An 11478-nucleotide genomic window follows, 5' to 3' on the forward strand; every position below is an offset into this window, starting at 1 on the left:
TGAATTGCTTTGTTTTCTCTCTCATTTTATACAAAAAAAAAGGCGAGTTTCCTCGCACTTTTTTTAGTTGTTTTTGCCAAAGATTCGCAATAACGCTAGGAATAAGTTGATGAAGTCTAAATACAGTTGTAATGCCATGAAAACGGCCACTCCTGTATTTGCGCCACCATTCGTTGCGAAGTATACATTGCGGATTTGCTGATTGTCATAAGCGGTGATTCCCATAAAGACAAAGACGGTCACGATCGATAAGAAAAAGTCAACCGGTTGACTGCGTAAAATAAATACATTCAAGAGCGTTGAGATGATGATCCCGATCAACAGACCATAGCCGATACGACCAACCACACTTAGATCACGTTTGGTCATGATCCCAAATGCTGACATGACACCAAAAGTGACGGCTGCTGAAACAAATGCTCCCACGATCGATCCAAAGTCATAGATCATCAATGTCACAGACAAGGTCAATCCATTCAAGAGCGAATAGACTAAAAAGCCAGCAACGGTCAAGGACGGATTTTTCTGCGCCTTCACCCCTAATACAATAACTAGAATGATCTGTAAGATCCAAAGACCGGTAAATCCTAGCGGAAAATTGTCGATAAATTGCAGGGTTTGCGCTTGGAAGACTTCCCCAAAAATATAGGCTGAAATCGCACTGATCGCAAGCCCAACGCCGAAGAATAAATACACTTTTGAATAAAAGCGATTTAAGCCTTGGGCTTGGACGGTTTCATTGTTTAAATTATTCATCTTGTTGTTCCTCCTCATTTACTGCTACTGCTTTTGGCGGCTGGACCATGACCACAGCATCTAAAATACGATGATCTTCTGTGTTGATCGCTTCAACCGAAATAGTTACCACGTCTTTCATTTTATCCACTTTGATCACTTCGAATTCAAAGGTCAATGTTTCATAATGATATACAGGTTCAATAAAGTTCACCGAAAAATTGACTACATGAGAGCCAGGACCAGGCAAATGTTTCGATACGGCACTGGTGATGATCCCCATCAACATGATGGATGGTACGATGGGACGCTGATACTCAGTATTTTGCGTGTAGTCATGTTGAATATACAAAGGGTTTGCATCATTAGTAAGTCCTAAATATAACAACAGTTGATTGTCTTCGATCGATTCTGTTAAGGATAACGAATCGCCTTCCTCGATATCTTCAATACTTTTCCCTATTTTTCGCGGTTTTCCTATATTCAAAATTTAATTCCTCCAAAAAGAATAGTTTCATCTGAGTATATTCTATCAGATACCGACAAAAGTGCAAGTTCGCGGTGCTGCTTTTGCAAAAACTTCAGATGTAAAAAACTCTTGCAGCAAACACGCCACAAGAGTCTTTGATTACAATACGTTACGAGTTGTATTGCTTAGTAGTTTTTCATAGGCTGTTTCAAATTTTTGCACATCGCCTGCTCCCATAAAAATCACGACAGCATTTTGATGATCTAGTAGCGGAGAAACGTTCTCTTCTTTGATCACAGTTCCGCCTCTTTGAATTTTATTGCCCAGATCTTCAATTTTAACATCCCCTCGGGATTCACGAGCAGATCCAAAAATATCACATAGATACACATGGTCTGCAAGATCTAACGCTTCCGCAAATTCATCCATTAAAGCGATCGTACGGGTAAAGGTATGAGGTTGGAAGACAGCAATAATCTCTTTATCCGGATATTTTTGACGAGCGCCATCAATCGTTGCTTTGATTTCTGCAGGATGATGGGCGTAATCGTCTACGATCGTCATATCCGCTACGATTTTTTCGCTGAAGCGACGTTTCACTCCAGGGAATGAGAGCATCTCAGCGGCAACTTCTTTCATGTCCAATCCTTCTTTGTAAGCCACAGCGATCACACTGAGTGCGTTGTTGATGTTGTGTTGACCAAACGCTGGCAAGACAAAATGGCCAATGTTTTCACCATGGATAAAGACGTCGAACTCTGAACCTTGGGTGGTGCGTTCAATGTTTTTTGCTTGAACATCGTCGTTATCGTTGACGCCGTAATAGTAGATCGGGACATCTGCTTCAAGTTTACGCAGGTACTCGTCATCACCAAAAGCAAAAATGCCTTTTTTTACTTGACTTGCCATCGATTGAAAGGCTGAGAAGACATCGTCAATCGAGTGGAAATAGTCCGGATGATCAAAATCGATGTTGGTCATAATTGCATAGTCCGGTGAATAAGCTAAGAAATGACGGCGGTATTCACAAGCTTCAAACGAGAAGAATTCCGCATCGGGCTCTCCATGACCGGTACCATCGCCAATCAAGAAACTTGTTGGCCGGATGCCGCTTAAAACATGAGAAAGCAATCCTGTCGTACTGGTTTTTCCGTGAGAACCAGTCACAGCAATACTCGTATAGGGCTGAATGAATTGGCCAATAAAGTCATGATAACGAGTGACTTCTAAACCAAGTTCTTTGGCCCGTATGATTTCTTCGTGGGTGTCAGGGAAAGCATTCCCTTGGATAATGACCATTTCTGGTTGAATGTTTGCTTTATCGAAAGGCAACAATTTGATTGCTGCTTTTTCTAGATCACGTTGAGTGAAGAAATATTCTTCCACATCAGAGCCTTGTACTTGGTAGCCTTTTTCGTGCAGAATCAAAGCCAATGAACTCATACCGGAACCTTTGATTCCAACAAAATGATGTATTTTGTTTTGATTTTCCATTATTATAATCCTCTTTTCTCAAATCCGCGTCGTAAAAAAACGCGTGTATTGACAAATATCAGGTTGTCACACGACCTACATTATCATACAAAATGAAAAAAATAGCAACGAGTTTTATTTTTCGACTTGACTTTTCTCATCATTTCCTATTTCTAGCAAACGTCCACGACATTTTCCACAAACATATTTTTTGATATCCACACGCCGCTGCCGCCGAATCTCGCAGCCGCAATTTTGACATCGATAGCGATGTTTAGCTGTCCTTTTGGCAGGAGGTGCATACCGCAGGCCTCCCGTTTTTGCCAGCAATGCTTTAAAAGCAGGATCTTGGTGACGATGACCAAGACCTGCTAAATGCAAATGATAGTGACATAATTCATGCTTGATAATGCCGATAAAAACCTCCATCCCGTGTTCAGTAAGCATCACTGGATTGAAATCCAAGTGGTGATCACTTAGATGGTAACGGCCACCGGTTGTTTTTAAGCGAGAATTAAATACCGCTCGATGCGTAAATGGTTTATTGAAAACAGACAGCGAAAGCTCTTCCACCAAACGCTGCAATTCTTGTTGGGTCATTTAGCATTTCCTGGATCGACCATTGTTAAACTGATACGGCCTTTTTTGACATCTACTTGCTCGATCCAAACGGTTACGACGTCACCAACGGAAACAACGTCTTTCGGATGTTTTACAAACGAACGGCTCAGCTTCGACAAATGAACCAGTCCATCTTGTTTGACACCGATATCGACGAAAGCACCAAAGTCGATCACATTTCGAACAGTTCCTTTCAATTCCATTCCCGGTTTTAGATCCTCCATACTCAACACATCTTTGCGCAATAATGGGGCTGGCATTTCATCCCGCATATCACGTCCTGGCTGCATTAATGCCTTTAAGATATCCGTGATGGTTTCTTTCCCGACTGACAATTTTGCAGAAAGCTCTGCTGGGCGCAGTTGGGCAAGCTTCGCTTTATTTTCTTCCATTTGTTCTTTCCCTAGTTTCGCTAAAGAAATGCCGGCGATCGCCAAAATTTCTTTAGCAGTGTCATAACTTTCTGGATGGATCCCGGTATTATCCAAAATGACTTTTCCGCCAGGAATCCGCATAAAACCGATCGCCTGTTCATAGGCCTTTGGCCCTAAGCGAGGGACTTTTTTTAGTTGATTGCGCTGCGTAAATACCCCGTTTTCTTCTCGATAGGTCACGATATTTTGGGCAGTCGTTTTATTTAAGCCAGCCACGTGCTGTAAAAGTGCCGCACTTGCGGTGTTGACATCAACGCCTACTTGGTTGACGACCGTTTCCACGACAAAATCCAATTGTTCGGCTAAGCGCTTTTGCGAAACGTCATGCTGGTATTGCCCGACGCCCACCGATTGTGGATCGATTTTGACTAATTCTGCCAAGGGATCTTGGAGACGGCGACCAATACTGATGGCACTGCGTTCTTCCACTTGCAGATCAGGGAATTCTTGCCGGGCGATCGGACTGGCCGAATAAACAGAAGCGCCTGCCTCATTCACGATCACATAATATACTTCTTGATCGATCAATTTTAATTGTTCAGCGACGAATTGCTCTGACTCTCGACTCGCCGTTCCATTACCGATTGCGACCATTTCAACTTTATAGGTTTGCAATAAGCGACGAAACGCTGGTCCAGCCGCTTCTCGTTTGTTCATCGGCGCCGGTTTATGGGGATAGATCACTTCGATCGCTAGTACTTTTCCTGTCTCATCAACGACGGCCAATTTACAGCCCGTTCGATACGCTGGATCAAAACCTAAAACGACTTTGCCCTTCAATGGCGGCTGCAGCAACAGATTGCGAAGATTTTCTCCAAAAATCGCAATTGCTTGTTCGTCGGCTTTTTCTGTCAACTCATTGCGGATCTCTCGTTCGATCGCTGGTAAGATAAAACGTTTCAAGGCGTCAGCAGCAGCAGTTTGGACAAAACTGGCTGCGGGTGAATCACTATTTGTGATCAATTTCCGACGTAGGTACTCCATGATTTTTTCTTCATCTGCCACAAGCGTTACCTTCAAAATGTCTTCTTTTTCTCCACGATTGGTGGCTAAAACCCGGTGGGAAACCATCTTATTGATAGGATGTTGGAAATCGTAATACATTTCATAAACGCCTTTTTCATCTTTTTCAGCATTTTTGACCGTGCTCTTATACAGTCCTTTGTTAGAATAATAGCTCCGAATCCAACTTCGAAATTCTGCAGTATCACCAACGACTTCTGCAATGATCTCATGGGCGCCAGCCAAGACATCTTCTACAGTAGGAACAGCATCACTCATAAATTCGGTCGCTTTTTCTTGTACGTCACCTATTTTTGAGAAGCTTAACAGCCACTGAGCAAATGGTTCCAAGCCATTTTCTTTGGCGATCGTCGCTTTGGTGCGTCGTTTTTGTTTATAAGGACGATACAGGTCTTCGACGGCCTGCATTTTTGTCGCAGCTAAAATCGCCTGTGATAGTTCAGGCGTTAGCTTTTCTTGTTCTTCTATCAAGCGTAAAACTTCTTGCTTGCGTTTCTCTAGGTTTTCTAAGTACTGATACCGCTCTTCGATTTCTCGAATCTGAACTTCGTCAAGTCCATTCGTCATTTCTTTACGGTAGCGGGCAATAAACGGAACGGTATTTCCTTCTTGCAATAATTGTAACACCGTACTGATTTGTTTTTGGGTAAAAGAGGTTAGTTCTTGTTTCACTAAATCAAGTACCTCTTGATTCATTTCTGCCATTCGTTCTCACCTTTCCTTTGTTGCTTTTGCTATTTTAACATAAAAAAGACAGCCATTGAGCGAACAAGATTGCACGAAAACAACGTTGCTTTCGCGACTCTTGTAATGGCTGCTTTTCTCTTTTCAGAAAAGACTTTTAAAAGTCTGGTTGCCAAGGTCCTGCTAAATTTTGATATTCGATATCCTGAAGGACCCCTTTGTCATCAAAAATCACGCCATGCACCGATCCACCAAATACTGCCCCACCATCGATGCCGATTTTGTCGTCTTGTTGCCAAAGATCCGTTGTCTGCATATCTCCATGCAGCATGGGCGTGATGGTATGGCCAAAAACGATCGTTTTTCCTGTACGGTTTTTCCCTTTATGAAAAGGTTCGCGAATCCAGATAAAATCGTGGTCGGTGGTCTTCCGCCAATCTTTTTTACTTAAATCCACGCCCGCATGGACAAAGAGGTACTTTCCCCACTCGTAATAAAGTGGCCGCTCCATTAAAAACTCTATTAAGTCTCCATACCTACTTCGGATCATTAAGGCGATTTCCGTCGGCGAATACTCCTCAGTGGCGCCTGTATGCAAAAGACTTTCAAGCGTTTCTTTGCCACCATTGCGTACGTAGGCGGCGAACCAATCCTCAGGGGCATTTAGAAATTGCAGAAAATACTCTTCGTGATTGCCACGTAAATAAATCGCTTGATGTTCTTCGACTAATTTCTTTCCAAGCAATAAACACTCTTTGGACTTTGGTCCTCGGTCATTTAGATCACCAATCAAAAGCAACTGATGGATTTTAGGATCATATTCCGTAAGAAGCCTTTTAAAAAGATCGGCCATTCCATGAATATCACTGATTGCATAAAGATATTTTTGCATTGTCATTCCCTCCTTAAAGGCATTTGATTCTTTTATTATCAATTCTAGTCCTTTAGTTGCAAAATGTCTTGCATTAAAACAAAAAACAATCATTCGCCTTGAACGGTTCGACAGCATAGAGTCGGGTTCATAAAGACGAATGATTGGTTACGATCGGCAAAACCTATTTTCCTGATACAGCAAAATAATTGCCATCTGGATCGGCAAAATTGAAAACCAGTTGTTCTTCCATCTGAATCAATTCACCCACTTCTGCTTCCATCTCTAAAAGTTTTTTATAGAGAGCTGTAATATCCTCAGCAAAAAACATGATCGATGGAGAATTCAATGCGACTTCAGGTGAGTGCGTTTCGATGAACTCACGGTCATATAAGACAAAATGAACCTCTGCCTCTTTTGAAGGAGCGATTTCGACGACGGATGTTCCATCGATCGTTTGCTGTTCAATGATCACAAAGCCTAATTCTTGCCAAAATTCGACAGCTTTCGTCACATCATCAACGTAGAGCATCACTTGCATTTGGTTGGAAAACAATGGAAATCCCTCCTATTTCAACTTATTTTTCTTCTTCGGTCGATTCTTGTGTGGGGTTCGAGTTGGTATTGAAGTTCAGTTGGAGTCCTGGTTTGTCGGTCACGATTTCTGTCACCTCATACGTCAGGCGTTTGACGATATCAAACAATGGCTCAACCAAACGATCAGTTTCAGCTTTTGTTAGATCTTCTCCAGAATTGACTTTACGATTCAAAATATGATTGACCTGTCCGACACGTCCTGACAAAACATAATCAGGGAACACTAATTGAAATTCTAGCCGGGCGCCAATAATACTGTTTTTTTCCATATATTCTTCATCTTTGACTTTTAACGGCGCAAAGCCTACATTCAATTTGGTTTCCATTTCTTTGTCTTTCGGTTTCATATCGAAATGATATGCTTCAACGATCGGTTGTTGTCTTTTTAATTCCACTAGATTCACACTCCTTATCTAAAAGTATAGCATAACCTTTTCTTTGAGCCTACTGTATTCTTTAGACAATAAAAAAAACGGCGAGCGCCGTTTTAATTTGCTTCTTTTAGTGTTGCTAGATAATCCAAGGCATCTTGGACATTGGCGATCGGAACGATTTTCATATCCGTGTCTAACTTCTTCGCTGCTGCCACTGCCTCTTCATAATTTGTTTTGATGGAAGGATCTATTTCACGCTCTTCGTCAGTGATTTCATCATCTGGGGCAAAGAAGATTTCTGCACCACTTTCACTGGCACTCGCTACTTTTTTATCGATCCCACCGATTCGACCAACGTTTCCGTCAGCTGAGATCGTTCCTGTCCCAGCTATGTTGTGACCTTTACGTAGGTTATCTCCGGTCAACTGTTCATAGATTTCAAGGGTGAACATCAAACCAGCGGAAGGTCCTCCGATATTGCCAGAATCGATCACGATCTCTTCATCAGAAGTGATCTCTGTATGATCGACGAGGGAGATGCCGATACCGGCTTTTTGATTGCTCTCCAGTTCAATTAGTTTGCCCGTTGCTTCTTTTTCTTCGCCATCTTGCAAGTAAGTCACGGTGATTTCATCACCAATGGTTTGACTTTGGACGTAGTCGATAAAATCTTGACTGCTTTTAAATTCTTTACCATTGACTGCGGTGACGGTATCTCCAACGGATATTTTCCCAGCAAAGCTAGAATTTGGATCGATCCCCATGACATAGACCCCTTTATAGGTCATTTCATAAGGTAAGTCTGCCAGCTTTAATGCTTGCTCAATCGCACTATTTTGCGAGGATTCCATATAGTAGCGTTGAATGCGGTTGTACTCCTCATCTGTCGCACCGCCTAAAAGTTCTTCCTCACTGATCAAGTCTTGGAATTCATTGAATTTCGTTCCAATCGCTGTGAACACGGTAGCTTGTCGAATCCCAACACTGGTCAAAGAAAAGGAGCCGGCTGATGTGTCTTCTTTTTGATTGACGGTAATCAGCTCTTTTAAATCGATCGTTGCTCCTGGTTGCTCGATATAATAGGGAATCGGCAAAAAGGCACAAGCGGCGATGATCAGCGCTAAAACAAACAAGAGAACATATTTGATCGTTGATTTAAGATTCATTGGTATCACGCTTCTTTACTATAGCATCGTAGATATTTTGAGGTAAATATTCGGCAACATCGCCGTTAAAGGTTAAGATCTCTTTCAACAAACTGGAACTGATGAAACTATGTTTTGCGTCTGCTAAAAGAAAGACGGTCTCTAATGAGGGTTCTAGGTGATGGTTCATTTCCATAATGTCCCGCTCATATTCATAGTCTTTCACACTGCGAATGCCTCTAAGCAGAAACTGAGCACCTAATTTTTTCGCAATCGTGACTGTTAGCTCTGTTTCTTGTGCCAGAATTTTGACGTTAGGAATATGGGCGAGGGCTTCTTCGATCAAATGAACTTTTTCTTCACTAGTAAAAAAACTTTTTTTATTGGTGTTTGTAAAAACGCCGACGATCAATTCATCGAAAAGCGTGGCTCCTCGCTCGATCAGATCAACATGACCGGATGTCAATGGGTCAAAACTCCCTGGAAATAAAGCAATCTTTTTCACGTTATCCCTCATTTCTATAGATCGTCACTGCCGATATGCCATAGGTTTGGGCACGGACCAAATGCAACGAGCCGATTTGTTCTGGTAAGACGATGGACTTGTCTGTTTCGCAAACTACGTAAGCAAAGGGGCGGATCAATCCGTCTATCAACATTGATTCCACTTGTTGCACAATCTCTTGCTTTGCGTAAGGTGGATCTAAAAAGAGATAGTCAAAGCTTTGTCCCTCAGCTGCAAACTGCCGTAAAGCTTGATTCGCATCCATTTTTAGCACCGTGAACTTTTCGGGTTCTTTGGTTATAGCAATATTTTCGCGGATCACTTTGGTTGCTGGAAAACTACGGTCGACACAAACCGCATGATCAGCTCCCCGAGAGACCGCTTCGATAGCTAAGCCCCCGCTTCCGCTGAATAAATCCAGTACAACACCTCCATCTAAATATTGCCCTAACATGTTAAAAATCGCCCCTTTTACTTTGTCTGTCGTGGGGCGAGTGTTGTCTCCAGCGAGACTTTTTAATCTGCGGCCACCATATTCTCCGGCTACTACACGCATGCTTTTTTCCCTCCAAGATCTTCGTAAATACAAATATAGCACTGTTTCTATAAATAGCAATAAAAAAATGGCGGTGACTCAAGGCACCCCCACTTTTTTATTACACGTTTTCTGCCAATCGAATCATCGTATTTTTTTCTTCGATATCAAACCCTTCATCTTTCACTGGATAGGCTGCTGACGTACCAATTTTTTCAGCAAAATCCATTTCGACATCTGGTCGATAGGAAGCTTCAACTTGTCGAACAAAGTGAAACTGCTCGATTTTTGTTTTTTTGCTTTCGTATTCTTCTTCGTTCAAATACATGACCACGTATTTCATCTTGCGTGACACATAATGAACAAAACCAAAACGGCGCAAATTCTTTAGTTGACGTAGGCTGTAAACCCATACGATCAATCCTCGACGCTTTTGCATCGTAAAAGGCTCTTTATCCTCGTGCATGACAATTTCCTCCACAACTTGATTTTGATTGAAAAAAGGGACTCCCAGCGTCCACTTTGACAGAGGGAGAAAAACAAGTAGAGATCGCCACAGTCAGTTCATCCAGCAAACGCTGCAGTTGTGTTTCACTCCAGCGATACTCACTTACTTGTTCATTAAGATCCAACTGCCGCTTGGCTGTGCGCAACGCCCGTTTTTTTTCTTTGAAATCAGGCGCATACTCACCGTAAGCTTCAATTCTTTCAAAATCTAGTTTTTTTTCTAAAAACGATTGCATCAATGTCTGAACATCAGGGTCTTGATGCATGACCTGTTTCGCTTTTTGATAGGTTTTACACGTTTCACTTGCTTTGATTGCCTTCACAAGTGCTTCGATTTGATCTTCAATCTCAAAAAAGGCTTCATCGTAAATCATCTGACGTACTATCCTCGGTCCCTTCCACATCTTCTTGCACTAAGACTACCATATTTGCTTCAGAAAAAGCAATTCCTATCTTTTCTGATTGTTCATGGGTCAGGCGCTCAGTAAATCTTGGATTACTGAACCAAGATAAAATCGTAAAAGTTGGATCATAAACAGGCGCTTCAAAGATCGAAGCAGATGCTTCCAATTCCTTTTCCGCTAACAACTCTCGCCATTCGTCATTCGATAAGACAAAATTACTTGTCTTTTCCGAAGAAAGTGCTCGCTGATAAGAATGGATTCGTTGAGAAGTCAAATGATCTGATAGATTATTGATCAAATCAGATAAAAGACCAGCTGCCTCTTGATGTGTTTGAGTATCCTGTGAGAAGCTGTCTAAGCCGATTTGCTGGCGAATTTTATCGATGATAACAAACGCCAGGGTCTCTTTTTCAAGGTTGGCTTGGGCTTGGTCAATTGTTTGCGAAACTTGAAACAGCGGTCGCTGCCCTTCCGTCAAGGGATAAGGTGCCAGTTTAAGTAATGTGGTCTGATCCAAGTAAGTGACGGCTTGCAGTTGGGCAGTCTCCTGATCAAAGAACAAAACAGCAAATGTCCCGTTGTCAAAAGCCACTAATGGACGGTAGTTCATATCTTCTTCCATCAATTCGAAACTGATCGCACGATCATTTTGTGTCAAGGTAAAGTTAGGATAGATCATGGTCAACTCCGTCAAGTCAGTCAAGGTCATGCCCATCGTAAAAGGTGCCAGGGAAGAGCCCCCGGCGCCGATTACTTTGATTGCTTGCACACTTTCACCATCGGTATTGATCTCAACATACTGTTGATCGTCTAATTGATTGTAGACCCGAATTTCAAACTCGTAACCTGATCGATATGTTTGAACTGGAAGACCATAGACTTCTTCGAAATCCGAAACAGGTTCCCCGATCAATTCAGCTAATCCTTGAGCTGCGATTGGTTCGTAATTCATGTTTGTTGGTGCTTTGATTGGGTTTTCGATCGTCACTCTTGAATCTGAAGCGTTTTGCATGAAAACTGGCTGCAAATACACGATTATTAGGGCTAGGACAAATAAGCCGCAAAACAATAATCCTCTTCGCTTCATCTGTGGATCGACTC

General features: G+C 42.2%; 14 protein-coding genes. All 14 read right to left on the bottom strand.

Annotation, left to right across the window (positions count from 1 at the left end):
- Positions 1-63 precede the first annotated feature (63 nt).
- Entirely contained in the window at positions 64-756 is a 693-nt protein-coding gene (locus tag IGI86_RS08585; protein WP_010748195.1) for a Bax inhibitor-1/YccA family protein, read from the bottom strand.
- Positions 749-1222: a MaoC family dehydratase gene (locus IGI86_RS08590; RefSeq protein ID WP_005235769.1), complete on the bottom strand. Its 474-nt coding sequence runs from the start codon at positions 1220-1222 to the stop codon at positions 749-751. Before IGI86_RS08590 ends, IGI86_RS08585 begins: the two co-directional genes overlap by 8 nt.
- A 141-nt stretch (positions 1223-1363) precedes the next feature.
- Entirely contained in the window at positions 1364-2698 is a 1335-nt protein-coding gene (murC, locus tag IGI86_RS08595; RefSeq protein WP_005235767.1) for a UDP-N-acetylmuramate--L-alanine ligase, read from the bottom strand.
- 114 nt (positions 2699-2812) lie between these two features.
- Positions 2813-3277, bottom strand: coding sequence for a SprT family protein (locus IGI86_RS08600; protein ID WP_008380085.1), 465 nt, complete (start codon positions 3275-3277; stop codon positions 2813-2815).
- Positions 3274-5460 carry a Tex family protein gene (locus tag IGI86_RS08605; protein WP_429967811.1) on the bottom strand — a complete coding sequence of 729 codons (2187 nt, stop codon included), beginning with the start codon at positions 5458-5460 and terminating at the stop codon, positions 3274-3276. The genes IGI86_RS08600 and IGI86_RS08605 overlap by 4 nt, the downstream gene beginning before the upstream one ends.
- A gap of 136 nt (positions 5461-5596) precedes the next feature.
- Complete coding sequence (locus IGI86_RS08610) at positions 5597-6331, bottom strand: metallophosphoesterase family protein (RefSeq protein WP_429967812.1); 735 nt, start codon at positions 6329-6331, stop codon at positions 5597-5599.
- Between the two features lie 163 nt (positions 6332-6494).
- Positions 6495-6866 (bottom strand): VOC family protein, encoded by a 372-nt coding sequence (locus IGI86_RS08615; RefSeq protein WP_005235761.1) that lies wholly within the window; start codon positions 6864-6866, stop codon positions 6495-6497.
- A 22-nt stretch (positions 6867-6888) separates the two neighbouring features.
- Positions 6889-7302 (bottom strand): DUF1149 family protein, encoded by a 414-nt coding sequence (locus IGI86_RS08620; RefSeq protein ID WP_008380094.1) that lies wholly within the window; start codon positions 7300-7302, stop codon positions 6889-6891.
- Between the two features lie 92 nt (positions 7303-7394).
- Entirely contained in the window at positions 7395-8447 is a 1053-nt protein-coding gene (locus IGI86_RS08625) for a SepM family pheromone-processing serine protease (RefSeq protein ID WP_429967813.1), read from the bottom strand.
- Positions 8437-8931 carry a pantetheine-phosphate adenylyltransferase gene (gene coaD, locus IGI86_RS08630; protein WP_005231326.1) on the bottom strand — a complete coding sequence of 165 codons (495 nt, stop codon included), beginning with the start codon at positions 8929-8931 and terminating at the stop codon, positions 8437-8439. The genes IGI86_RS08625 and coaD overlap by 11 nt, the downstream gene beginning before the upstream one ends.
- 1 nt (position 8932) lies before the next feature.
- Positions 8933-9487: a 16S rRNA (guanine(966)-N(2))-methyltransferase RsmD gene (rsmD, locus tag IGI86_RS08635; protein ID WP_005235756.1), complete on the bottom strand. Its 555-nt coding sequence runs from the start codon at positions 9485-9487 to the stop codon at positions 8933-8935.
- 100 nt (positions 9488-9587) lie between these two features.
- Complete coding sequence (locus IGI86_RS08640) at positions 9588-9932, bottom strand: YlbG family protein (protein WP_005235753.1); 345 nt, start codon at positions 9930-9932, stop codon at positions 9588-9590.
- A complete protein-coding gene (locus IGI86_RS08645) occupies positions 9919-10347 on the bottom strand; it encodes a YlbF family regulator (RefSeq protein WP_086316171.1) in 429 nt (142 codons plus the stop codon). Before IGI86_RS08645 ends, IGI86_RS08640 begins: the two co-directional genes overlap by 14 nt.
- A complete protein-coding gene (locus IGI86_RS08650; protein WP_086316172.1) occupies positions 10334-11464 on the bottom strand; it encodes a CAP-associated domain-containing protein in 1131 nt (376 codons plus the stop codon). Before IGI86_RS08650 ends, IGI86_RS08645 begins: the two co-directional genes overlap by 14 nt.
- Positions 11465-11478 lie beyond the last annotated feature (14 nt).

It is taken from the genome of Enterococcus sp. AZ188, assembly GCF_050544075.1.
In the GTDB taxonomy this organism is placed as follows: Bacteria; Bacillota; Bacilli; order Lactobacillales; family Enterococcaceae; genus Enterococcus_D; species Enterococcus_D entomosocium.

Excerpts from the sequence above, each read along its gene's own strand:
- IGI86_RS08585 (WP_010748195.1), bottom strand. The coding sequence starts at position 756 with ATGAATAATTTAAACAATGAAACCGTCCAAGCCCAAGGCTTAAATCGC.
- murC (WP_005235767.1), bottom strand. The coding sequence starts at position 2,698 with ATGGAAAATCAAAACAAAATACATCATTTTGTTGGAATCAAAGGTTCC.
- IGI86_RS08600 (WP_008380085.1), bottom strand. The coding sequence starts at position 3,277 with ATGACCCAACAAGAATTGCAGCGTTTGGTGGAAGAGCTTTCGCTGTCT.
- IGI86_RS08605 (WP_429967811.1), bottom strand. The coding sequence starts at position 5,460 with ATGGCAGAAATGAATCAAGAGGTACTTGATTTAGTGAAACAAGAACTA.
- IGI86_RS08610 (WP_429967812.1), bottom strand. The coding sequence starts at position 6,331 with ATGCAAAAATATCTTTATGCAATCAGTGATATTCATGGAATGGCCGAT.
- IGI86_RS08625 (WP_429967813.1), bottom strand. The coding sequence starts at position 8,447 with ATGAATCTTAAATCAACGATCAAATATGTTCTCTTGTTTGTTTTAGCG.
- rsmD (WP_005235756.1), bottom strand. The coding sequence starts at position 9,487 with ATGCGTGTAGTAGCCGGAGAATATGGTGGCCGCAGATTAAAAAGTCTC.
- IGI86_RS08640 (WP_005235753.1), bottom strand. The coding sequence starts at position 9,932 with ATGCACGAGGATAAAGAGCCTTTTACGATGCAAAAGCGTCGAGGATTG.
- IGI86_RS08645 (WP_086316171.1), bottom strand. The coding sequence starts at position 10,347 with ATGATTTACGATGAAGCCTTTTTTGAGATTGAAGATCAAATCGAAGCA.
- IGI86_RS08650 (WP_086316172.1), bottom strand. The coding sequence starts at position 11,464 with ATGAAGCGAAGAGGATTATTGTTTTGCGGCTTATTTGTCCTAGCCCTA.